A 22,550-nucleotide genomic window follows, 5' to 3' on the forward strand; every position below is an offset into this window, starting at 1 on the left:
TGTGGTTTCTCCGATCCTGCTGAGGTCCACACCGGACCGTTTCTCCAGCACATCGCGAGATGACACCGGGAACGGCCCGTCGAGACGATTACCGAAGTACCGCCAAGCGCCCTGCTGAGCGCGCCGTCCACCGTCCGCCGCCTACTTCGAGGGGGACCATTGACACCGCAACCCGTGGGTCTCGCGCGTCGACTCATTCCCGCCTTCTTCGTACTCGCGCTCGTCGGGACGTTCTTCGCGGTCGCCCGGCTACCATCCGCCTCCGCCGAGGACCGGGCCGCCATCGCCGGGCGGTTCGCGTTCACCGAACTGCCCATCGCCCTGCCGCCCGGCCTGCCCGAGCGCTCCGTGCGCGAGGTCAACCCGGCGTACGAGCACATCCAGTCCTGGATCTCGTCGGTGGGGGCCGCGATGTCCGTCAACGACCTCGACGGTCGCGGCGGCTCGAACGACCTGTGCCTGGTCGACACCCGTAGCGACGCGGCGATCGTCACGCCGGCGCCGGACAGCGGTGCCGACTACGCCCCGTTCGTGCTGGATCCGGCGCCGCTGCCGATGGGCGACGCGATCGCCCCGATGGGCTGCACGCCCGGCGACTTCAACCTGGACGGGCGGATGGACCTGCTCGTCTACTACTGGGGCCGGACACCGGTGCTGTTCATGCAGCGCCCTGGCGTCACCTCGCTGAGCCTGGCCGCGTACCGGCCGGTCGAGCTGATCCCGCAGGCGCAGGCGACGGCGGAGTACCGGGGACCGCTGTGGAACACCAACGCGGTCGCGGTCGCCGACTTCGACGGCGACGGCCGCCCCGACATCGGCGTCTTCAACTACTTCCCGGACACCCAGGTGCTGGATCCGCGGGGCCACGTCAACGTGCAGATGAACCACTCGATGTCGCACGCCACAAACGCGGGTGGGGCGCACATCCTGCGCTGGACGTCCGCGACCAGCGGCGACGCCCCGTCGGCGACGTACGAGGAGCAGGTGGGCATCGACCCGCGGTACTCGACCGGCTGGACCTTGGGCGCCGGCTCCGCGGACCTCGACGGTGACCTGCTGCCCGAACTGTACGTCGCGAACGACTTCGGGCGGGACCGGTTCTTCCACAACCGGTCGACGCCCGGCGAGATCCGGTTCGAACTGGCCGAGGGCCACCGCGGGCCGCTGACGCCGAAGTCCCTGGTCGTCGGGCACGACTCGTTCAAGGGCATGTCGATCGACTTCGCCGATCTGGAGGGCGAGGGCCGGTTCGACATGTTCGTCAGCAACATCACCGTGTCCTGGGGGCTGGAGGAGAGCAACTTCGTCTGGCGCAACACGGCGGCGACGCCGGCCGAGGCCCGGAGCAAGCTCACCGCGGGCGTCGCGCCGTTCGACAACGTGGCGGCCGAGAAGAACCTCGCCTGGGTCGGCTGGGGCTGGGACGCCAAGATGGCTGACTTCGACAACAGCGGTGGGCTCGAGGTCGTCCAGGCCGTCGGCTTCGTCAAGGGCGACATCAACCGGTTCAACTGGCTCCAGGAGCTGGCCATGGCCAACGACCTCATCCTGCGCGAGCCGCAGATGTGGCCCAAGGCCGAGCCGGGTGACGACATCGCCGGGTCGAACCCGCTGGCCTTCTGGGTGCGCGAGGACAACGGCCGGTACGTCAATCTGAGCCCCGAACTCGGGTTGGCCGACGAGACGCCGACCCGCGGCGTGGCGGTGGCCGACACCAATGGCGACGGCGCACAGGACTTCGCCGTGGCCCGGCAGTGGGGGCCGCCGGCGTACTTCCGCAACGGCAACGGTGGCGACGGCGATTTCCTCGGGCTGCGCCTGCACCGGCCGCTGCTCGCCGATGGCACCGCCGCGACCGCCCCGACGTCCGCCGATCCCGCCGCGCTGTCCCCGGCGTACGGCGCCCAGGTCCGGGTGACCACGGCGGACGGCCGTACCCAGCTCGCCCAGCTCGACGGTGGCAGCGGGCATTCCGGCAAGCGCAGCTTCGATGTGTTCTTCGGGTTGGGTGCCGCGGGTGACCGACCGGTCGCGGCGGAGCTGAGCTGGCGGGACCTGGACGGTGAGCCGCACCGGCAGACGCTCGACCTGACCGCAGGTTGGCATGACCTCGTGCTGACCGACCAAGCTCGGGAGCTGACGACGCGATGACGGATCTCAAGGACCTGAAGCACCTCCACGGCCGCGCCGGCACGCTGGCGCCCGGGACGGCCCCGCCCCGAACCGACGGGCCCGGTGTCGACGGCAAGCCCGGTGTCGACGGCAAGCCCGGTGGCGACGGGCGGCCCGGTGGCGGGCCGACCGGGGACGCGAAACCGGGTGACGGCCGGGCCGACGCGACCGCCGCCGCGCGACCCGGAACCCCGCCCCGGGTCGACAGGCGCGACCCGCGCTATCTCGCGCTACGCAACTTCGCGATCTCGATGACGGTGTTCAACATCCTCGGCTACACGGTGCTCGGCTTCGAACAGCCGTGGACCTGGCCGATCTTCGCGGTGCTGCTCGGCTACGCCGTCGAGATCAGCACCGAGATCATCTCGGCTCGGGCGTTGCGCCGGCCGGTGGCCTTCCGGGGCAACGGCGCCTGGGGCCTCTACACCTTCCTGCTGCCCACGCACATCACCGCCCTCGCGGTGAACATGCTGCTCTACGCCAACGACAACTTCTGGCCGATCGCCTTCGCGGTGGTCGTCGCCGTCGGGCAGAAAGCGGTACTCCAGGCACCGATCAAGGGTCGGATGCGGCACTTCATGAACCCGTCCAACTTCGGCATCACCGCCGCGCTGCTCGCGTTCGCCTGGGTGAACATCGCACCGCCGTACCACTTCACCGAGCACGTCCCGGACCTCATCAGCATCGTCATCCCAGTGATCATCGTGACCGCCGGTACGGTGCTGAACGCCATGCTCACCAAGAAGGTGCCGCTCATCCTGGGCTGGCTCGGCGCCTTCGTGATCCAGGCGTTGGTGCGTACCTGGATCTGGGACGTCTCGTTGTGGGCGGCGCTCGCCCCGATGACGGGTGTGGCGTTCGTCCTGTTCACCAACTACATGATCACCGACCCCGGGACGACCCCGGCGCTCGGTCGCTGGCAGTTCATGTTCGGCGCGAGCGTCGGCATGGTGTACGGCGTCCTGATGGTGTTCAACGTCGTCTACACGCTGTTCTTCGCGGTCACCATCGTCTGCCTGCTGCGCGGGCTGTTCTGGTGGGGTCGCTGGCTGGTGGACCGGCGGCGCAAGGCGGCGGAGTCGCTGAAGCCGGCCCCACCGCCGGCCGCCGTGGCCCTGCCGGCCGCGCGCTGACCACGAGTCTCCCGCCGGTCCGGTCCGACCCCCGCCCTCGTCCTCCCGGCGGCGAGGGTGGGCCGGACCGGCGGGCCTTTCGAAAGAGGTGATTCTGATGGCAGTCATCAACCGGGACGGCCCCGTCGCCCCGTCCCGCCCCCACCCGGTACGCCGGGCCCGGTTGATCGTCGGCAGCGTCGCGGCCGGGGTGACGCTCGCCGTACTCTGGTCGTTCGAGCTGGTCGACCATGTCATCGGCGACTCGGTGGCCAACTCGCTGCTGGGCCACGACGCCAAGGCGACGGCCATCGGCGGCACCGTCGCCGGCCTGACCTTCGCGCTCGTCTCCGGCCTGGCCGGCACGTTCACCGCCTGCAACATCGCGATGGCCGCCTCGATCGGTCCGCTGAGTTCCGCGAGTGCCCGCACCGCCGGTACCGGCGCGGACGCCACCGCGGCTCGGAGGGCCTCCGCCTCCGTGGCCGGACGGAATGGTCTGCGGACCCTGCTGCGGCCGCTGGGTTGGCTGCTGCTTGGTGCGGTGACCGTCTCGGCCTGCTACGGCTTCGTCGGCGTGCTCCTCGGCGATCGGTTGCCGCAACTGTCCACCGCCACGGTCGGTGACATGCCGGTCCGGCTCGTCCAGTCCGCCGTCGTCTTCGGCGTGGTCGGGCTGGCCTTCTGCTATCTGGGGCTGGCCGTGCTCGGCGTGCTGCCCGACCCGTTCGCCCGCCGGCCGGTCGCCCGCGTGGTGACACTCGGCGCGCTGATCGGCGGCTTTCTCATCGGCCGCCCGTTCCCACTGTTCACGAAGCTGTTCCGGTGGGCGGTCGAGGAGGGCAACCCGCTCTATGGCGCGGCGGCCTTCGTGTTGCAGTCGGTGGGCAACATCCTGGTGGTCGCGGCGCTGTTCGCGGTGCTCATCGCCGGCAGCCGGGGCCGCTTCCTGCGCTGGCTCACCGGGTCCCCGGTACGGGCCGCGGCGATCAGTGGCGCGCTGCTCCTCGCGCTGGGCGTGTTCACGGTCGTCTACTGGGACATCCGCCTACCGGCCCGGTTCGGCTACGGCTGGTTCCCCACCCTCCCGTACAACAGCTGACCCGGCGCCCGCGCCCCCCGCCCCCCGCGGCCCCCGCCACGTTGATCAAGAGGTTCGCGTCACCGAGTCGGCCTATCGGTGACGCGAACCTCTTGATCAACACGAGTCAGGGGGCCAAGCCGAACTCCCCGGTCAAGGTGCTGGCCGACGGTTCGGTCGCGGCCCTGCGCGCCGATGGCGCCGAGTTGGCCACCGCCCAGGGCGGCACCGTCGAGGTCGACGTCAAGCGGTGGTGGCACGCCCGGTGGATCCGGTTGATCGACGCCGACCGGGACGACCGGGACCCACGCGTGGTGCGGTTCGACATCAACAAGGGGAACAGGCAGATCGCCCACGGCGTCGACCGGGTGCTGCGCCCGATCGACCTGCCCTGACGAGGGGTGCCGGGCGCGGGCCGCGCCCGGCACCCCTCGGCGATCCTGCCGTGCAGGCGGGGTCATCTCTCGGCACCCTCGGTCGGCCGGCGTGCCATCCTCCGTCGGATCGGCAGTTCGTGTGACAGCGGGCGCCGTCGGGTGGCAGCGGGCGCCGTCGGGTGGTCAGCGTGTGCCGTCGGGTGGCAGGTGCTCGGCGAGGATGCTCAGGTAGGTCCGGCGGGCCTCGGCGTGTCGCCGTACCCCGTCCTCGGTGGGGGCGACGAACACGCCGCGCCGGTCGACGTCGCAGGCGACGCGGCACACCAGGCCGTGCCTCTCCAACCGGTCGACGGCGCGGGACAGGGCGCTCTGGCTCAGGTACATGTCGCCGGCCAGCGACTGCATGCGGCGCTTGTCACCGTCGCACAGGACGAGACGGTCGAGCGTCTCGAACTCGGTACGGGTGAGGCCGTGGCCGTCCTGCAACGCCCGGTCGAGCCGGTTCGCCACGCCGTTGTAGCAGCTCACGAGCGCGTGCCAGCGCGCAACCAGGTCAGCCTCGGACGTCATCGCGCGCATCGTACCCTCCGGCCGATGATCCATGCGAGGTAATTATATGCGCACGCACAAGATGCTTGTGCATTAAATGCGCGCGCATCTAATGTCGCTGGCGTGACCGATAACGCCATCGCCTCCACGCCGGTCCTGACGGCACCCGGCACCCCGCCCCCCGCCCACCGGGCGGGGGGATGGACCCCGCGGCTTCGGGGTCTGCTCGGCGTACTCTGCGCCGTCCTCTTCCTCGACGCCCTCGACGTGTCGATGGTCGGTATCGCGCTGCCCTCCATCGGCAGCGACCTCGGGCTGTCCACCACCGCCCTGCAATGGATCGTCAACGGCTACGTGCTGGGCTACGGCGGCCTGCTGCTGCTCGGCGGGCGCACCGCCGACCTGCTCGGCCGGCGGACCGTCTTCCTCGTCGCGCTTGCCGTCTTCGCCGTGGCGTCGCTGGTCGGCGGGCTCGTCGACGACGGGGCGCTGCTCGTCGCGACCCGTTTCGTCAAGGGCCTGGCCGCCGCCTTCACCGCGCCGACCGCCCTGTCCATCCTGACCACCACGTTCCCCGTGGGGCCCGCCCGGAACAAGGCGCTCGCCATCTTCTCGGCCTTCGGCGCCAGTGGCTACTCCAGCGGACTCATCCTCGGTGGCCTGCTCACCGGCCTCGGCTGGCGCTGGACCTTCTTCGTCCCCGTACCCATCGCCGTGGCCGCCCTGGCCGCCGGCCTCGCGCTGATTCCGCGGGACACGCCCGCCGACGACGGCGGCCACGACCTGGTCGGGGCGGTCACCCTCACCGGGGGCATGCTCGCCGCGGTGTACGCGGTGGTCGCCGCCCCGGAACGCGGTTGGCTCGACCCGCACACGGTCGTCTCGGCCCTGGCCGCCGTGCTGCTGCTTGTCGGTTTCGTGGCCACCGAACGCCGGGTGCGGCATCCGCTGATCCGGCTCGGCATCCTGCGCTCCGCCGCCCTCGTCCGGGCCAACGTCAGCATGGTCGCGCTGTTCGGCAGCTATCTGAGCTTCCAGTTCATCATGACCCTCTACCTGCAGAACGTGCTGCACTGGTCGCCGCTGCGGATGGCGCTCGCGCTGCTGCCCGCTGGTCTGCTGGTCGCCTTCGGCTCACCGTTCGTCGCCCGGCTGATCGATCGGTACGGCACGAGCCGGATCATCCTGGCCGCCATGACCTCGCTCGCCCTGGGCTACCTGTGGTTCGTGCTGACCGCCGGCTCCGCCCCGCACTACCTGCTCACCGTCCTGCCGACCATGCTGCTGCTTGGCGGCGGGTTCGCCTTCGGCTTCAGCTCGATCACGGCCCAGGCCACCAACGGCATCGACGACTCCGAACAGGGCCTGGCCTCGGGCCTGGTGCAGACCTCCGGACAGGTCGGCGCCGCCCTGGTGCTCGCCGTGGTCACCGCCCTCGTGTCCGCCGACGACCCGGCCCGGGTGGTGGACTTCGGCCCGTTCCATCCGGGCGTCAACCTGGTGAGCGCCGTGGCGTTTGTCGGCTTCGCGCTCAGCCTGCTGGCGTTGCGCCCGGGTCCGGCGAACCGGCGTGGCGTGAGGTGACCGGGGCGGCCGGTCAGGGGGACGGCCGGCCGCCCCGGTCACCGGTGATCCGGTGGGTGAGCGCGGTGTGCCGCCGACCGGTGCCCGCCGTGCGGACCGCGATCGCCAGCGCCTTGCGGGAGCCGGCCAGCACCACCAGCTTCCGCGCCCGGGTCACCGCCGTGTAGAGCAGGTTGCGCTGCAGCATCAGGTACGACCCGAGGGTCACCGGCACCACCACGGCGGGGTACTCGCTGCCCTGCGACCGGTGCACCGTGATGGCGTACGCGTGCTGCAACTCGTCCAGCTCGGTGAAGTCGTACCCGATGTCCTCGTCCTCGTCGGTGCGTACGGTGAGGGTCTGGTCGTCGAGGTCGAGGGCGGTGACCACGCCGACCGTGCCGTTGAAGACCCCGGCCCGGCCCTTCTCGTAGTTGTTCCGGATCTGGATCACCTTGTCGCCGACCCGGAAGACGCGGGCGCCCTGCCGCCGCTCCGGAGCGCCGTCCCGGTGCGGGGTGACCGCCTCCTGGAGCAGGGTGTTCAGGTTGCCGGCGCCGGCCGGGCCACGGTGCATCGGGGTGAGCACCTGGATGTCGCGGGACCGCAGCCCGAACCGGCGCGGGATCCGCCGGGCCACGATCTCCACCACCTGCTCGGCGGTGACCTCCGGTTCGTCGCTGGGGAACAGGAAGAAGTCCGGATAGTCGCCCAGCACCGGCGGCTGGCCCGCGTTGATCCGGTGGGCGTTGACCACCACCCCGGACTGCTGCGCCTGCCGGAAGATCCGGGTGAGCCGGACCCGGGGGACCGGCTCGGCGGCCAGGATGTCGCGCAGCACCTCGCCGGCGCCGACCGACGGCAACTGGTCGACGTCGCCGACCAGCAGCAGGTGGGCACCGGGTGGCACCGCCTTGACGAGCTTGTTGGCCAGGATCAGATCGAGCATCGACGCCTCGTCGACGACCACCAGGTCGGCGTCGAGCGGGTTGTCCCGGTCGTGCGCGGCGTCGCCGCCGGGACGCAGTTGCAGCAGCCGGTGCACCGTGGTGGCCGGGTGCCCGGTGAGTTCGGTCAGCCGCTTGGCGGCCCGGCCGGTCGGCGCGGCCAGCACGATTCTGGCCCGCTTCGCGGCGGCGAGTTCGATGACGGACCGTACGGTGAACGACTTGCCGCAGCCGGGACCGCCGGTGAGCACGGCGACCTTCGAGGTCAGCGCCAGCCGGACCGCCTGCTCCTGCTCCGGTGCCAGCGCGGTGCCGGTGCGGGCGGCCAGCCAGGCCAGCGCCCGGTCCCAGGCCACGTCGGCGAACGCCGGCAGCCGGTCGGCCTTCTCTCGCAGCAGCCGGACCAGGCTGCCGGCCAGCGCCGACTCGGCCCGGTGGAACGGCACCAGGTACACCGCCGGGATGGTGCCGCCCTCGACGCTCGGGTTCGGCACCGCCTCGCGGACCACGCCCTCGTCGGTGACCAGGTCGGCCAGGCAGGTGGCGACCAGTTCGGTCGGCACCGCGAGGATCTCCGCCGCGTCCGCGACCAGGTTGGGTTCCGGCAGGTAGCAGTGCCCGTTGTCGGCCGCCTCGGACAGCGTGTACTGGAGGCCGGCCCGGACCCGCTGCGGGCTGTCGTGCGGGATGCCCACGGCCTTCGCGATGCTGTCGGCCGTCTTGAAGCCGATGCCCCACACGTCCGACGCCAGCCGGTACGGCTCGTTGCGGACCACCGAGACGGAGGAGTCGCCGTACTGCTTGAAGATGCGGACGGCGGGGGAGGTGGAGACGCCGACGCCCTGGAGAAAGACCATGACCTCCTTGATGGCCTTCTGCTCCTGCCAGGCGGCGCCGATCGCGGCGGTACGCTTCCTGCCGAGGCCGTGCACCTCGATGAGCCGGCCCGGCTCCTCCTCGATGATCCGCAGTGTCTCCGCCCCGAAGGCGGCCACGACCCGGGCCGCCATCTTCGGCCCGATACCCTTGATCAGGCCGGAGCCGAGGTAACGCTCGATGCCCTGGATGGTGGCCGGCAGCACGGTGGTGAAGCTGTGCACCTCGAACTGCCGGCCGTACTTCGGATGCGAGCCCCACCGGCCGACCAGCCGCAACCGCTCGCCCGGCTGCACGCCGAGCAGCGAACCGATCACCGTCACCAGGTCGGTGCCGGACCGTTCGGTGGCCACCCGGGCGATCGTGTAGCCGGTCTCGTCGTTGGCGTACGTGATCCGTTCCAGCACCGCCTCCAGCACCGCGCCGCGGGTGGGGGCGCCGGGAGCGGTGCCGGCGGTGGGCCGGTCCGGGGTCGCGGCGGGCTGGCGGGGAGCGGAGCCGGTCATCGCGACGATGATGGCAGAGCGGCGTGCCTTGCGCGGACTCGATCATGCCCCCGTGACGTCGGGCACCGGCACCGGACGACCACCGGATCGCAGCGATTCGGCACCGGCGACCCCGACCAGCGTGGCCGCGACGCCGGGGCGCACCGGGACGAGCGGCGGCTCGCCCCGCTCCACGGTGTCCCGGAAGCCCTGGAGCAGCAGCACGGTGCCCTCGGCGGCGCGCTCCACCGGTTCCCCGACCGGCCCGGTGCCCGCCGCGGCGATCCGGCCTTCGGCCAGGGTCAGCACCGGCGGTACCCGTTCGACGTCCCGGACCTGACCGTCCGGGCCGGCCCAGCCCTCCGCGCGGAACCGCACCGACCAGGCACGCTCCCCGGGTCCGCGGACGGACTCGGCCAGGGCGCGGCTGCCGCGCACCGATACCCAGCTCCAGTGACTGTCCGGCTCGCCCTGCAGGAAACCGTGCCGGGTCACCGCCAGCGCGCCGCTGGACAGCCGGACCGCCATCACCACAGCGGAGCGGGGATCGGCCTCGTCCACCGGGAACGCCGAAACCTCCACCGGCCACGCCCCGGTGAGCGCGAGCACCGGCGATACCGTGTGCGTGCAGTACGCCGTCGGCGCGATCCGGCCACGCCAATGCCCCGGATCCCCGATCAGGGCCGCGACCGCGTCCGGCGACATGCCGTGCAGGTAGTCCGCCTCGATCAGGGAGACCCGGCCCACCTCACCGACCCCTACCGCGTCCCGCAGCAGGCGGACGTGCGGGTGGAAGACGTAGTTCTCGGCGAACGACCAGGTCGCGGTCGAACGGTCCACCGCATCGATGAGCTGGCGTCCCTCTGCCTCGTCCACGCACGCGGCGGCCTCGGACAGCACGTGCACGCCACGGTCCAGGAAGGCCATCGCCAGCGGCGCGTGCGCGTCGAAGTCGTTGGCCAATACCACCGCGTCGAGGCGGTGGTCGAACAGATCCTCCCACCGCTCGGTGAACGCCGCACCCGGCAACGCGTCCCGCGCGCCGGCGTGCAGCCGCGCATCCCGGTCGCAGGCGACCACCACCTCCATGCCCAACCGGCGGCACCAGGTGGCCAGGTACAGCCCCATCTTCAGTCCGATCACGCCGATCCGCATCGAACCACCGTACCGTGGAGATCAGCGACGCCGGACCACGGCGTGGATCAGCTACCGAAGTACGGATCGCCCGCGGTCAGCCGGATCGTGAAGCCGTCCGGACCCCGCTGCGTCGTCACGTGGTTGCACGACTGGTGGGTGATCCAGAGGCCGAGCCCGCCGGAGCCGTTGTTCGCGGGAAGCAGGCCGGCGAACGGGTCCTTCGGGCCGGCGCCTCCGTCCTCAACGGCCACCACGACGCGATCCGCGGCTGACCACAGCCGGAGCACGACGGGCGGGCGACCGTGTCGCAGCGCGTTCGTCACCACCTCGCTGACCGCGATCACCAGGTCGTCCAGGTCATCCGGCGTCAGTTGACCGTGGTGCGCGGCGTACACCGCGGACCGGGCCGCCCCGGGGGAGGGGTCGGTCAGTTCGATCAGCGGAGCCGTGGCCTGCAGTGGATCGGGCAGCATGGGCCGATCCTCGGCCAGGTACGTCACCGGCTCGGTGTAGAGGTGACTCGGGACGTGGCTGCCGTCGGGCCGGGCGAACCGGGGATGGGTGCGCTCGACGTCCATCAGGACGGTGGACGGGGTGGTCCGGGTGTCGTACGCGCACATGCTCCACAGCGGAAATTCGTCGTACGCGTGGTTGATCGCCGACTCGTACCTGGCCCACCAGTCCCAGGTCGCGCCGAGGGCGTCCGGCGGCAACTCACCGATGATCCGGACCTGGCGGGCGCCGTTCGCGACATGGTCGGCCAGCATCCGCCGGTACGACCGGATCGCACCGGTGGGGCGGGCGTACACCGCGCCGCCGGTGAGGAATTCCACCCCCGAGTCGGCGGGCAGCGCCGAGCGCACCAGGGCCGCGTTGCGCTCGCCGAACGAGACCACTGTCGGTTCGCCGGCGGCCACCCCGCCGAGCAGGAACGGCAGCACCACAGCGAGTAGGTCCTCGTCCGAGCCGTAGCACACCGCCTCGTGAAAGTAGCCGCGGTGACCCGCCGCCGCACCCGTCCTCACGGTGTCACCTCCACGCGCACCCGGGACAGGTCCAGCAGCTCCACCAGCCGGCGGGTGGCACCCATCGACGTGCGCAGCACCGCCGTGGCGTCGCGGCGCTGCGCGTACTCCTGGAGCTCGATCAGCGCGCGATGGTCAATGAATTGCAGTGCGCTCGCCTCCAGCGTCAACTCACCGTCGACGGGGCGCAGGTCGGCACGCTCCAACGCGGTACGGAACAGATCACGATTGGACGGATCCAGCTCGCCGGTCAGGGCCGCGCCGTTGTCGGAGGGGCCACGGGCGTGCAGTCGGAACAGCACGTCCACGTTGGTCTCCGGGTGCAGGCAGGCCAGCTCCTCGATGGCCGGTTCGCCGAGCACGCGACGGTCATAGCCGCACATCGCCGACATGGGATGGGCTCGCATGAACCGGTCGACCCGGTGCTCGTACCGGGCGAAGGCGTCGAGCTGATCCGGATCCCGCACCAGTGACGTGGCATCCGCGACCACCCGCAGACCGGCGTATCCAGCCGCCAGCGCGGCCTCAGTAGCGGCCGCGTAGGCGGCGACCTGGGCATCCGGATCGACGACCTGACCGAAGTCGTAGGCGGTGTCCAGCGGCACGATCCGGGCTGCCCCGCCGCGCAGCGCCTCGGCGAACGCGTCCACCCCGCACAGCCGGGTCGCGGTGGCGTCCGGCTGCCCGGTCGCCACGTACCAGACCCGTTCGCCGGCCGCCAGCCCGTCCAGCAGGAAAGCCCTCGCCCGGGTGGCGAACGCATCCGGATCGTCGTACGACAAGCAGATGTGGCCGTACGATGGCCGCTCGTCGCCGATCACGCGAGAACCCTCACCCCGCCAGTGTAGGCCCGGCCTGCTCCGTTCCCGGCGGTCGGCCGGCCGCGTGCGGACTGTGCGCAATGTCGTACCCACGGGTCATCATGTGTCCATGGCTGCTCCCCTGATGCCCCCGGACGCGCAGCGACAGCGGTCGGTGCCGCTGCGCGAGGCGCGAACCCGGCTCACCCAGCTCGTCGCCATGGCCGAACTGACCGACACCGTCACCGTCATCACCCGGGACGGCGACCCTCGCCCGGTGGCCGCCATCGTGCCGGCCGCGGCGGCCCGCACCGCGGCGCGGGCCCAGGCCGACGTCGAGCGGATCGCCGAGGTCAGTGCCGGCTGGGCGCGCCGGCTCGACGAGCAGCACGGGCGAAGTGCCCGGCGGCACGCGGCCGAGCTACGCACGGTGACCGGCGCGCTCGCCGAGGCCTGGGCCGAGCTTGACCGGCGGTTCCCGCCCGGCACCGATCCCGTCCTCGCCCGGCTGCGGGCCGCCCACGCGGACCTGCTCCACGACTGAGCCGGCGGCGGACCTGCTCCACGACTGAGCCGGCGGCGGATCGCCGCGCCGAGGGGCGGCACGCATGCCGTACGCCGGCCCGGATCAGCCCATGGCGGTCGGGGAAGGGGGTGCGCTGCCGCCCTGCGGTGCGGTCGCCGCCATCAACAGGACGATCTCGTCGCGGTCGGCGGCGGACGGCAGGCCCCAGTCGGGGCGATAGCCGTACACCTCACGCAGGGGCGTGGACGAGGTCCGCCCGTCCAGCACCTCCACCGTGTCGGTGTCGATCAGACCCGGGTGCTCGACGCCGCACGCCTCGGCGACCTTCACGAGGTCGCGGCGCAGCGTGCGGATGTAGTTGGCGGCGCGGGCCGCCTTGAGGGTCGGGTCCAGGCCGCGGGCGAGCCAGGCGTTCTGGGTGGCGACGCCGGTCGGGCAGGTGTCGGTGTGGCACTTCTGGGCCTGGATGCAGCCGATCGCCAGCATCGCCTCCCGCCCGACGTTGACCATGTCGCAGCCGAGCGCGTACGCCACGATGGCGTTGTCCGGCAGGCCGAGCTTGCCGGCGCCGACGAACACCACATTCTCGTGCAGGTCGTGTTCGGCGAACGTCCGGTACACCCGAGCGAAGCCCTGCTGGAACGGCAGCGACACCGAGTCGGTGAAGATCAGCGGAGCGGCGCCGGTGCCGCCCTCACCACCATCGACGGCGACGAAGTCGACACCGCGTCCGGTGTCCCGCATGAGGGTTGCCAGTTCCGTCCAGAACGTGAGGTCGCCCACCGCCGACTTGATGCCGACCGGCAGACCGGTCTCGGCGGCCAGCAGCTCCACCCAGTCGAGCAGGCTGTCCGGGTCGGAGAACTCGGCGTGCCGGGACGGGCTGACGCAGTCCCGCCCCACCGGGATGCCTCGGGCGGCGGCGATCGCCGGGGTCACCTTGGCGCCCGGCAGCAGGCCGCCCAGGCTGGGCTTGGCGCCCTGGCTGAGCTTCACCTCCAGGGCGCGGACCGGCGCGCCGGCCACCAGTTCCTTGAGGCGGTCCAGGTCGAACCGGCCGCGCTCGTCCCGGCAGCCGAAGTATGCCGTGCCGATCTGGAAGACCAGCTCGCCACCCTTGCGGTGGTATGCCGAGAGACCACCCTCTCCGGTGTTCTGCAGGCAGCCGGCCAGCGCCGCCCCCCGGTTGAGCGCCTCGACCGCCCTTCCGGACAGCGATCCGTAGCTCATCCCGGAGATGTTGACCACCGAGGCCGGCCGGAACGCCTGCCGCCGGTCACGGGCGGCGCCGAGCACCTTGGCGCATGGCAGGTCAACCTCGTGCCCGGCGTCGGGCGTCGACGGTGGTACGGCCCGGCCGAACGTCCGGTGCTTGATGATCGGATAGCCGGGCGTGTACTCGATGTCGTTGTCGGTGCCGAAGCCGAAGTAGTTGTTCTCCTCCTTCGCCGAGGCGTAGATCCACCGCCGCTGGTCCCGGGTGAACGGCCGCTCCTCGTTGTTGCCGGCCACGATGTACTGCCGCAGCTCGGGGCCGATCGACTCCAGCAGGTAGCGGGCGCGGCCGATCAGCGGGAAGTTGCGCAGCAGGGCGTGGTCGCGTTGCAGCAGGTCGCGGGCGGCGAGTGCGGCGGCTGCTGCGGCGACGGCGGGTACGGCTCGGCGGGCCCACGTCATGGCCGACATCCTCCCCCGGACCGGCGCGCGGCAAACCGGACGCCGCGCGCCGCCCGTGCCGCCGCCGGGTGTGGAGCGACCTCCCGGCATACCGCCGCCGCCCCGGCCTGCGCGGTCCGGTCCGGTCAAATGCCTTGCGACGGTTTCCTAGGGCCTCTAGTTTTTCACCTAGGAAGATTAGGAAGGGGGCGCCGGTGGTACGCGCCGGACTGACGGCCGCCCGGCTGACCGAGGCCGCTGCGGACCTCGCCGACGAGGTCGGCTTCGACGCCGTCACCGTGTCGGCGGTGGCCCGTCGCTTCGGTGTGGCCGACGCCAGCCTCTACTCGCACGTGCGCAACCGGGAGGATCTGCTGACCCGGGTGGCGGTGCGCGCGGCCACCGACTTCGCCGACGCGATCGCGGCGGCGGTGGCCGGCCGGTCCGGCCGGGAGGCGCTGGTGGCGTTCGCCGACGCGTACCGGACGTTCGTCCTGACCCATCCGGGCCGGTACGCGGCCACCCAGTTCCGGGTCGACCCCGCCGTGCTCGCCGGGTCCGCCGGGCACCAGCGGCTGATCGACCTCACGTACGCGATGATGCGCGGCTTCGCGCTCCCCGAGCCGGACCGGACCGACGCGGTACGGCTGCTGCGCAGCAGCTTCCACGGCTTCGCGGTGCTGGAGGCGGCCGGCGGCTTCGGTCATCCCCGGGACGTCACCGCGTCCTGGCGGCGGGCCGTGACCGGACTGGCTCACCTGCTGGAGAACTGGCCCGCACGAGACACCGATGACGAACGAGACGGCGAACGAGAGGAAGACCGATGACGGATCCGCAGATCGAGGTTCAGAAGACGATCGACGAACTGGTCGACTCGGGCCGGGAGATCGGCGTCCAGGTGGCCGCGTACCGGCACGGCGAGCTGATCGTGGACGCCTGCGCCGGTGTCGCCGACCCGGTGACCGGCCGCCCCGTCACCCCCGACACCCCGTTCCACGCCTTCTCCGTCGGCAAGGGGTTGACCAGCACGGTGGTGCACGTGCTGGCCGAGCGTGGACAGCTCGACTACGACCTGCGGATCGCCGACGTGTGGCCGGAGTTCGCCCGGCACGGCAAGGACGCCGTGACCCTGCGCCACGCGCTGACCCACAGCGCGGGCGTGCCGGCGCTGCCGGCCGACACCACCCTCGACGACTTCACCGACTGGGACCGGATGTGCGCGGTCGTCGCCGCCGCCGAACCGGAGTGGCGGCCCGGCAGCCGGCACGGTTACCACGTGTGGACGTGGGGCTGGCTGGTCGGCGAGGTGGTCCGTCGGGTGACCGACCGAACCATCTCCCAGGTGCTCGCTGAGGACGTCGCCGGGCCGCTCGGCGTGCCGGACGAACTGTTCCTCGGCGTACCCGAGGAACACCTGGACCGGGTCGCCCGGCTTGTCGATCGCAACTGGTCGGACAGTGTGGCGGCGCTGAGCGCCGCGCTGCCGAACTTCGACCGGGCGGTGCCGCCCGGCGCCCGGCCGGGCGCCGACAGCGGTAACAGCCGCGACCTGCTGCGCGCCGACATCCCCGCGGTCGGCACCGCCAGCGCCCGGGCGGTGGCGAAGCTGTACGCGGCGCTGCTCGGCGAGGTGGACGGGGTACGACTGATCTCGCCGGCCCGGCTCGCGGAGGTCTCGACGGTCGTCAACGCCGGTCCGGACTGGACGTTCGGCATGCAGATGTCCCGCACCCTGGGTTACGGCGTCGAGGGCGGCATGTTCGGCGCCGGTGGCATCGGCGGCAGCCTGGCCGGTGCCGCGCCGGAGTCGGGCCTGGCGGTCGCCGCCATGAAGAACTCGCTCTCGGTCGGCGACGGCGACCCGATGGAACAGATTCGCACCATGCTGCTCAGGGAGGGCCCCGACCGTTGACGACGGCTAGGCCATGTCGGGGGAGGGGCCCGGAGCAGCCAGGGCGGTGTGGGCGGCGGCGGTGAGGTGGGTGAGCAGCGCCGCGGTGGCCGGCGGGTCCGGCGGGGTGCCGTGCACCGCCGCGAACACCGTTCGTGACTGCCCGTCCAGCGGTACGGCGGTCACTCGCGGGTCGTGGTGCGCGGCCAACGCCAGGCCCGGCAACAGCGCGATGCCCAGGCCGGTCGCGACAAGTGCCTGCACCGCGACGTAGTCGTCGGTGGTGAACGCGACGTCAGGCTCGAACCCCGCCGCCGCGCAGGACCGGATCAGGTGCGACCGGCAGCGCTCGCACCCGGCGATCCACCTGCGGCCCGCGTACGAGGTCAGCGCGTCCCCGGCGGTCCCGGTGCCGGCGGACGTCACCAGGTGGATCGGTTCGGACAGCAGCGGCACCCGGCGCAGTCCGGCATCGTCCGGCGGTGCCTCGGGGTAGCCGAACAGCAGGGCGACCTCCACCTGACCGGTGCGCAGCAACCGGATGGCCGCCGGCGGCTCGGCCTCGACCAGCCGCAGTTCCACGCCGGGATACGCGGCCGCGAAGCCGGCGACCGCCGCCGGGACGAACGTGCCGAGGGCGGACGGGAACGCCGCGAGCCGGACCCGGCCGGCTCGCAGACCGGCGTACGCGGACAGCTCCGCCTCGACCGAGTCGAGCCGGCCGAGGATCTCCTCGGCCCGTTCGGCCAGCAGCCGGCCGGCCTCGGTCAACCGGATCCCGCGCCCGGCCCGCTGCACCAGCCGGGTGCCGGTCTCGGCCTCCAGCCGCGCGAGGTGGTGACTCACCGAGGGCTGGGCGTAGTGCAGGGCCTCGGCGGCGGCGGTGACCGAGCCGTGCCGGGCGACCGCCGCCAGCACCCGGAGCCGGGTCACGTCGAGCACGCCGGTCAACCTATCAACCAGATCAATGAGTTACCACGAAGGATGACATTGGACCGATGGAACGCACGCGGCCGACGATGGGCGCATGACCGAACCGGACCTCGCCCCCACACCGACCCTCACCGATGTGCTCGCCGCCCGCGACCTGCTGACCGGGCGGCTCCCGGCCACCCCGATGTGGTCGTACCCCGCGCTCGACGAGGTGGCCGGCGCGACCGTGTACGTCAAGCACGAGAACGTCCAGCCGACCGGCGCGTTCAAGGTGCGCGGCGGACTGACCCTGCTGCACGGCATGGCGCGGGAGCGGCGCCGGCGAGGGTTGGTCAGCTACTCCACCGGCAACCACGCGCAGTCGCTGGCGTACGCGTGTGCCGAACTGGACGTGCCGTGCGTGCTGGTGATGCCGGCCGGGGTGGCCGACGGCAAGGTGCGGGCGGTCCGCGCGCTCGGGGCGACGGTGCTGCTCGACGGCGTCGACATGGCGGGCGCGCAGGCCGCCGCCGAGCGGCTGGCGGCGGACGAGGGTCGGCACCTGGTGAGCCCAGGTGACACGCCCGAGCTGCTGGCCGGCGTGGGCACCGCGTACCTGGAGATCTTCGCGGCCCGGCCGGACCTGGACCTGCTGGTGGTGCCGGTCGGCAGCGGCACCGGGGCGGCTGCCGCCTGTCTGGTGGCGCAGGAGTTTGCGCCGCGCTGCCGGATCGTCGCCGTGCAGTCGGCCGCGGCGCCTGCGGCGCACGACTCGTGGCGGGCGGGGGAGTGCGTGCGCCGGCCGATCGGTACGGCGGTCGAGGGGCTCGCCACCGGTCGCGGGTTCCGGCTGCCCCAACGGCTGCTGCGGGGCCGGTTGTCCGACTTCCACCTGGTCTCCGACGAGCGGATCGCGGCGGCGCAGCGGCTGCTGGCGCTGCACGCGCACACGCTGGCCGAGGGAGCCGGTGCCGCCGGCCTGGCCGCGGTGCTGGCCCGCCCGGACCTCTTCGCCGGCCGGCGGGTCTGCGTGGTGTGTACGGGCGGCAACGCCTCCGCCGCCGAGATCGCGGCCCTCGGGGCGGGGGACGGCAATCGTACGTCCGGCTGATGGCCCGGCGTATCGACGTGTGTCACTGTTCATGTGCTCGTAACGGTTGTTGCGACTTCGGCCCCATCGGCGTCACATCACCCGTCGCGAGCACCCGACCCCCATCCTGTCGAACCCGGCACCCCGGGCACCCCGGACGGGTTCGTCGGCCCCCGAGGGAGTGTCCATGAGACACCGAACGCTTACCGCGAGCGTCGTGCTCGCCCTCCTCACCGGCATGGCGGCGACCACGGTCACCGCCCCGGCCGCCGCCGCTCCCGGCACCCCGCCCACCGTCCGCCCGGCCGTCCATGCACCGGCCGTCCACGCACCGGCCGTCCACGCACCGGCCGTCCACGCACCGGCCGTCCTCGCCGCCCCGGACATCTCGGTGACAAACGTCCAGGCGCACCTCAATCAGTTCCAGACCATCGCCAGCCAGAACGGCGGCAACCGCCGCGCCGGGTCCGCCGGCTACACCGCGAGCGTCGCGTACGTGAAGAACCGGCTCCAGGCTGCCGGCTACACGGTGACCGAGCAGATCTGCACCGACTGCACGTACCGGTCGAACAACCTGATCGCGGAATGGCCCGGCGGCCCCGCCGACCAGGTGGTGATGTTCGGCGCCCACCTGGACGGCGTCTCGGCCGGCCCCGGCATCAACGACAACGGCTCCGGCTCGGCGACGCTGCTGGAGAACGCGCTGGTCCTGGCCCAGCAGAATCCGACCATGACCAAGCGGGTCCGGTTCGCCTGGTGGACCGACGAGGAACAGGGTCTCAACGGCTCGGACTTCTACGTCCGCTCGCTCACCAGCACCCAGCGCGGCTACATCAAGGGGTACTACAACTTCGACATGGTGGGCTCCACCAACGGTGGCTACTTCATCAACCGGATCACCTCGACCACCGCCGCGCCGCTCAAGGCGTACTGGGACTCCCTCGGCCTGCAACCCGAGGAGAACACCGAGGGCCAGGGCCGCTCCGACGACTACTCGTTCCAGCGGTACAGCATCCCGACCTCCGGGTACGCGGCGGGGGCCAGCTACCGGAAGACCACCGCCCAGGCCGCCAAGTGGGGCGGCACGGCCAACGCCGCGTACGACCCGTGCTACCACCGGTCCTGCGACACCACAAGCAACGTCAGCGCCACCGTCCTCAACCGCAATGCCGACGGGGTGGCGTACGCCATCTGGCAGCTCGCGGTCGGCGGTGGCACCCCGACCAACGACTTCTCCGTCGCGGTGAGCCCGACCTCGGGCAGCGTCGCCCGCGGCGGGTCCACCACCGCCACTGTGTCGACCGCTACCACCAGCGGCTCGCCGCAGTCGGTGAGCTTGTCCGCCACCGGCGCGCCGAGCGGGGTCACGGTGACGTTCAGCCCCTCCTCGGTGACCTCTGGTGGATCGTCCACCATGACGGTCACCGCGTCGGCATCGGCGTCGACCGGGACCTTCTCCGTCACCGTGACCGGCACCGGTTCGGTCACCCGCACCGCCACGTACACGCTGACGGTGTACGGCAGCGGTGGCTGCGCGGGCGGGCAGGTGATCAGCAATGGCGGCTTCGAGAGCGGCAGCGCGAGTTGGACCGCCAGCTCCGGCGTGATCACCACCTCCAGTCAGCAGCCGGCGCACAGCGGCAGCTACAAGGCGTGGCTCGACGGGTACGGCCGCAGCCACACCGACACACTGTCCCAGTCGGTCACCCTGCCGGCCGGCTGTACGACATACACCCTGGCGTTCTGGCTGCACATCGACACCGCCGAGACCACCTCCTCGGTGGCGTACGACAGGCTCACGGTGCGGCTGGGCAGCGGCACGCTGGCGACGTACTCGAACCTCAACGCCGCCGGCGGCTACCAGCTCCGCAGCCTCGACGTGAGCGGGTACGCGGGGCAGACCGTCACCCTCACGTTCACCGGCGTGGAGGACGCCTCCCTGCAGACCAGCTTCGTGGTCGACGACGTCACCCTGCAGGCGAGCTGAGCGGAGCCGCGCGTCGCTGAAACGGGTAACGCCGGGTGCGTCCCGTGGCCGTCGAGCCACGGGACGCACCCGGTCCCGGTCACCGGGCAATGCCGGTCCCGGTCACCGGGACCGGCCCGGTGTCACCGGGCCGGCACCCCCGGAGCCGGGGCGTACCCGGCCGGGCGGGTGGTGAAGCCGCCCCGACCCTGCGTCCGGCTGCGCAGCCGGGTCGCGTAGCCGAACAGCTCGGCCAGCGGGACGGTGGCCGTGACCACCACCGTGCCGGCCCGGGTGGTCGACCCGGTCACCCGGCCGCGCCGGGCGGCCACGTCGCCGAGCACCGCGCCGACGCTGTCCTCCGGCGCCGTCACGGTCACCTCGACGACCGGTTCGAGCAGCACCATCTCGCTGGCCGCCAACGCCGCCCGCAGCGCCAGCCGGCCGGCAGTGCGGAACGCCAGCTCCGAGGAGTCCTTGACGTGGGTGGCGCCGTCGGTGAGCGTCACCCGGACCCCGACCACCGGATGGCCGCCCAGCGGGCCCTCGGCGAGGGCGTCCCGGCAGCCGGCCGCCACCGCGCGCGCGTACTCCGCCGGCACCCGGCCGCCGACCACGGTGGACGCGAACACGAGGTCCGCGCCGCCGACGTCGCCGCCGCCGGTAGCCTCGGCGGTGGTCGCGCCGCCGCTCCGGTCCGCCACCGGCGCCACGTCGAGGACGACGTGCGCGTACTGCCCGGCGCCGCCGTCCTGCTTGACGTGCCGGTAGGTGAACCCGGACACCCCACGCACCAGCGTTTCCCGGTAGGCCACCCTCGGTCGGCCGACGGCGATGGCGAGCCGATGGTCCCGCCGGACCTTCTCCACCGCCACCTCCAGATGCAGCTCGCCCATGCCGGACAGCACCGTCTGCCCGGTTTCCGGATCGGTCCGGACCGCCAGCGACGGATCCTCCTCCACCAGCCGGGACAGCGCCGTCGCCAGCTTGTCGGTGTCGATGCCCCGGCGGGCCTCGACCGCCACCGACACCACCGGGTCCGCCGTGGCCGGTGGTTCGAGCACCAGCGGTGCGCCGGGATCGCACAGGGTGGAGCCGGCCCGACTGCCCTTGGGCCCGATCACCGCGACGATGTCCCCGGCCACCGCCCGGTCCACCTCGTCGTGCTGGTCGGCCCGCAACCGCAGGACGCGGCTGATCCGCTCGGTGCGCCCGGTTGCCGTGTCCAGCACGACGGCTCCCTTCTCGACGGTTCCCGAATACACCCGCAACGCGGTCAGCCGCCCGGAGGCGGTCGAGGTCACCTTGAACACCAGTGCCGCGAACGGCGCGGCCGGGTCGGCCGCCCGGACCACGCCGTCGGTCCGGCCGTCGACCCCGCCATCGGTCGGGCGGCCGTCGGCCACGCCGTTGGTCGGGCGGCCGTCGGCCACGCCGCGCACCGGCGGCACGTCCAGCGGCGACGGCAGGTAGTCGACCACCGCGTCCAGTAGCGGTTCGACGCCCCGGTTCCGGTACGCCGAGCCGCACAGCACGACCACGCCGGCACCGGTACGGGTGATGTCCCGCAGCGCGGCGACAAGCGTCGGAGTGCCGACCGTCCCGGACGCGCAGTACTCCTCCAACGCGGCCGGGTGCAGCTCGGCCACCGCCTCGTCGAGTTGCCGGCGACACCGGTCGACATCGTGCCGCAGGTCGTCCGGCACCGGCTCCTCGGCGAAGGTCTCCCGGCCGTCGACCCACACCAGCGACCGCTGCCGGACCAGGTCGACGACCCCGGTGAACCCGTCCTCCCGGCCGATCGGCACCTGCACCACAAGCGGCACCACCCCCAGCCGCTCCCGGATGGCGGCCACCGCGGCAGCCAGGTCGGCACCGGCCCGGTCCAGCTTGTTGACGAACGCGATCCGCGGTACGCCGTACCGGTCGGCCTGCCGCCACACCGACTCGGTCTGCGGCTCGACGCCGGCCACCCCGTCGAACACGACGACGGCACCGTCGAGCACCCGCAGCGAGCGGTCCACCTCGGCGGAGAAGTCGACGTGGCCCGGCGTGTCGATCAGGTTGATCCGGTGATCCCGCCAGGTGCAGCTCACCGCGGCGGCGAAGATGGTGATGCCCCGGTCCCGCTCCTGCGAGTCGAAGTCGGTGACGGTGTCCCCGTTGTGCACCTCGCCCCGCTTGTAGGTGGTGCCGGTGGCGTACAGGATCCGTTCGGTGACGGTGGTCTTGCCCGCGTCGACGTGGGCGAGGATGCCCAGGTTGCGGACGCCGGTCAGGGCGGACAGGGAACGATGACGGTCGGTACGCACGGTCGATGGCCCTTCGGATGTCGCGACGGTGGACGGCGCGATTACCGCGACGGACCGGTCAGGAACCGTCGCG

Annotated in this window: 18 protein-coding genes; 10 read left to right on the plus strand and 8 right to left on the minus strand. The window is 72.3% G+C overall.

Annotated features, from left to right (window positions below; genetic code table 11):
• The first annotated feature begins 159 nt into the window (after positions 1-159).
• The 4 genes from ACFQUZ_RS06375 (at position 160) to ACFQUZ_RS06390 (ending at position 4,760) form a co-directional block, all read left to right on the plus strand.
• Positions 160-2,151, plus strand: coding sequence for a CRTAC1 family protein (locus ACFQUZ_RS06375; RefSeq protein WP_377438761.1), 1,992 nt, complete (start codon positions 160-162; stop codon positions 2,149-2,151).
• A complete protein-coding gene (locus ACFQUZ_RS06380; RefSeq protein WP_377438764.1) occupies positions 2,148-3,305 on the plus strand; it encodes an enediyne biosynthesis protein in 1,158 nt (385 codons plus the stop codon). The genes ACFQUZ_RS06375 and ACFQUZ_RS06380 overlap by 4 nt, the downstream gene beginning before the upstream one ends.
• Positions 3,306-3,402: 97 nt before the next feature.
• Positions 3,403-4,386, plus strand: coding sequence for a hypothetical protein (locus ACFQUZ_RS06385; RefSeq protein ID WP_377438766.1), 984 nt, complete (start codon positions 3,403-3,405; stop codon positions 4,384-4,386).
• 92 nt (positions 4,387-4,478) lie between these two features.
• Positions 4,479-4,760 (plus strand): hypothetical protein, encoded by a 282-nt coding sequence (locus tag ACFQUZ_RS06390; RefSeq protein WP_377438769.1) that lies wholly within the window; start codon positions 4,479-4,481, stop codon positions 4,758-4,760.
• Between the two features lie 165 nt (positions 4,761-4,925).
• On the opposite strand, the gene ACFQUZ_RS06395 is transcribed toward ACFQUZ_RS06390, so the two are convergent.
• Positions 4,926-5,312: a MarR family winged helix-turn-helix transcriptional regulator gene (locus tag ACFQUZ_RS06395; protein WP_377438771.1), complete on the minus strand. Its 387-nt coding sequence runs from the start codon at positions 5,310-5,312 to the stop codon at positions 4,926-4,928.
• A 102-nt stretch (positions 5,313-5,414) separates the two neighbouring features.
• Between ACFQUZ_RS06395 and ACFQUZ_RS06400 the strand changes: the two genes are divergently transcribed.
• Positions 5,415-6,875 (plus strand): MFS transporter, encoded by a 1,461-nt coding sequence (locus ACFQUZ_RS06400; protein WP_377438773.1) that lies wholly within the window; start codon positions 5,415-5,417, stop codon positions 6,873-6,875.
• 13 nt (positions 6,876-6,888) lie between these two features.
• On the opposite strand, the gene ACFQUZ_RS06405 is transcribed toward ACFQUZ_RS06400, so the two are convergent.
• Genes ACFQUZ_RS06405 through ACFQUZ_RS06420 form a run of 4 tightly spaced genes read right to left on the minus strand, consistent with a single transcriptional unit; the run spans position 6,889 to position 12,145 of the window.
• Entirely contained in the window at positions 6,889-9,183 is a 2,295-nt protein-coding gene (locus tag ACFQUZ_RS06405; protein ID WP_377438776.1) for an ATP-dependent RecD-like DNA helicase, read from the minus strand.
• A gap of 42 nt (positions 9,184-9,225) precedes the next feature.
• Positions 9,226-10,317, minus strand: a complete 1,092-nt coding sequence (locus tag ACFQUZ_RS06410) for a Gfo/Idh/MocA family protein (RefSeq protein ID WP_377438779.1) — start codon at positions 10,315-10,317, stop codon at positions 9,226-9,228.
• A gap of 47 nt (positions 10,318-10,364) precedes the next feature.
• Complete coding sequence (locus tag ACFQUZ_RS06415; RefSeq protein ID WP_377438782.1) at positions 10,365-11,324, minus strand: anti-sigma factor RsbA family regulatory protein; 960 nt, start codon at positions 11,322-11,324, stop codon at positions 10,365-10,367.
• Positions 11,321-12,145, minus strand: a complete 825-nt coding sequence (locus ACFQUZ_RS06420) for an MEDS domain-containing protein (protein WP_377438785.1) — start codon at positions 12,143-12,145, stop codon at positions 11,321-11,323. Before ACFQUZ_RS06420 ends, ACFQUZ_RS06415 begins: the two co-directional genes overlap by 4 nt.
• Positions 12,146-12,254: 109 nt before the next feature.
• Between ACFQUZ_RS06420 and ACFQUZ_RS06425 the strand changes: the two genes are divergently transcribed.
• Positions 12,255-12,668: a type II toxin-antitoxin system Phd/YefM family antitoxin gene (locus tag ACFQUZ_RS06425; protein WP_377438787.1), complete on the plus strand. Its 414-nt coding sequence runs from the start codon at positions 12,255-12,257 to the stop codon at positions 12,666-12,668.
• A gap of 84 nt (positions 12,669-12,752) precedes the next feature.
• Here ACFQUZ_RS06425 and ACFQUZ_RS06430 read toward each other — a convergent pair whose 3' ends face one another.
• Positions 12,753-14,327 carry an FMN-binding glutamate synthase family protein gene (locus ACFQUZ_RS06430; protein WP_377438789.1) on the minus strand — a complete coding sequence of 525 codons (1,575 nt, stop codon included), beginning with the start codon at positions 14,325-14,327 and terminating at the stop codon, positions 12,753-12,755.
• A gap of 194 nt (positions 14,328-14,521) precedes the next feature.
• On the opposite strand from ACFQUZ_RS06430, the gene ACFQUZ_RS06435 reads away from it, so the two are divergent.
• Both ACFQUZ_RS06435 and ACFQUZ_RS06440 read left to right on the plus strand, forming a co-directional pair.
• Positions 14,522-15,133: a TetR/AcrR family transcriptional regulator gene (locus ACFQUZ_RS06435; protein WP_377438791.1), complete on the plus strand. Its 612-nt coding sequence runs from the start codon at positions 14,522-14,524 to the stop codon at positions 15,131-15,133.
• Positions 15,130-16,218: a serine hydrolase domain-containing protein gene (locus ACFQUZ_RS06440; protein WP_377438794.1), complete on the plus strand. Its 1,089-nt coding sequence runs from the start codon at positions 15,130-15,132 to the stop codon at positions 16,216-16,218. The genes ACFQUZ_RS06435 and ACFQUZ_RS06440 overlap by 4 nt, the downstream gene beginning before the upstream one ends.
• A 6-nt stretch (positions 16,219-16,224) precedes the next feature.
• Here the strand turns inward: ACFQUZ_RS06440 and ACFQUZ_RS06445 are convergent, their stop codons facing one another.
• Positions 16,225-17,139, minus strand: a complete 915-nt coding sequence (locus ACFQUZ_RS06445) for a LysR family transcriptional regulator (protein WP_377438796.1) — start codon at positions 17,137-17,139, stop codon at positions 16,225-16,227.
• 85 nt (positions 17,140-17,224) lie between these two features.
• Here ACFQUZ_RS06445 and ACFQUZ_RS06450 point away from each other — a divergent pair, with 85 nt between their 5' ends.
• Both ACFQUZ_RS06450 and ACFQUZ_RS06455 read left to right on the plus strand, forming a co-directional pair.
• On the plus strand, positions 17,225-18,220 hold the full coding sequence (locus ACFQUZ_RS06450; protein WP_377438798.1) for a threonine/serine dehydratase: 996 nt from the start codon (positions 17,225-17,227) through the stop codon (positions 18,218-18,220).
• A 166-nt stretch (positions 18,221-18,386) separates the two neighbouring features.
• Positions 18,387-20,186 (plus strand): M28 family peptidase, encoded by a 1,800-nt coding sequence (locus ACFQUZ_RS06455; RefSeq protein WP_377438800.1) that lies wholly within the window; start codon positions 18,387-18,389, stop codon positions 20,184-20,186.
• 122 nt (positions 20,187-20,308) lie between these two features.
• Here ACFQUZ_RS06455 and fusA read toward each other — a convergent pair whose 3' ends face one another.
• Positions 20,309-22,477, minus strand: a complete 2,169-nt coding sequence (gene fusA / locus ACFQUZ_RS06460; RefSeq protein WP_377438802.1) for an elongation factor G — start codon at positions 22,475-22,477, stop codon at positions 20,309-20,311.
• Between the last annotated feature and the right edge of the window lie 73 nt (positions 22,478-22,550).

The organism is Plantactinospora sp. GCM10030261, assembly GCF_042666615.1.
GTDB lineage: Bacteria > Actinomycetota > Actinomycetes > Mycobacteriales > Micromonosporaceae > KBS50.

Coding starts and splice junctions, on each gene's coding strand:
- ACFQUZ_RS06380 (WP_377438764.1), top strand. CDS start 2,148: ATGACGGATCTCAAGGACCTGAAGCACCTCCACGGCCGCGCCGGCACG.
- ACFQUZ_RS06385 (WP_377438766.1), top strand. CDS start 3,403: ATGGCAGTCATCAACCGGGACGGCCCCGTCGCCCCGTCCCGCCCCCAC.
- ACFQUZ_RS06395 (WP_377438771.1), bottom strand. CDS start 5,312: ATGACGTCCGAGGCTGACCTGGTTGCGCGCTGGCACGCGCTCGTGAGC.
- ACFQUZ_RS06405 (WP_377438776.1), bottom strand. CDS start 9,183: ATGACCGGCTCCGCTCCCCGCCAGCCCGCCGCGACCCCGGACCGGCCC.
- ACFQUZ_RS06410 (WP_377438779.1), bottom strand. CDS start 10,317: ATGCGGATCGGCGTGATCGGACTGAAGATGGGGCTGTACCTGGCCACC.
- ACFQUZ_RS06425 (WP_377438787.1), top strand. CDS start 12,255: ATGGCTGCTCCCCTGATGCCCCCGGACGCGCAGCGACAGCGGTCGGTG.
- ACFQUZ_RS06430 (WP_377438789.1), bottom strand. CDS start 14,327: ATGACGTGGGCCCGCCGAGCCGTACCCGCCGTCGCCGCAGCAGCCGCC.
- ACFQUZ_RS06440 (WP_377438794.1), top strand. CDS start 15,130: ATGACGGATCCGCAGATCGAGGTTCAGAAGACGATCGACGAACTGGTC.
- ACFQUZ_RS06450 (WP_377438798.1), top strand. CDS start 17,225: ATGACCGAACCGGACCTCGCCCCCACACCGACCCTCACCGATGTGCTC.
- ACFQUZ_RS06455 (WP_377438800.1), top strand. CDS start 18,387: ATGAGACACCGAACGCTTACCGCGAGCGTCGTGCTCGCCCTCCTCACC.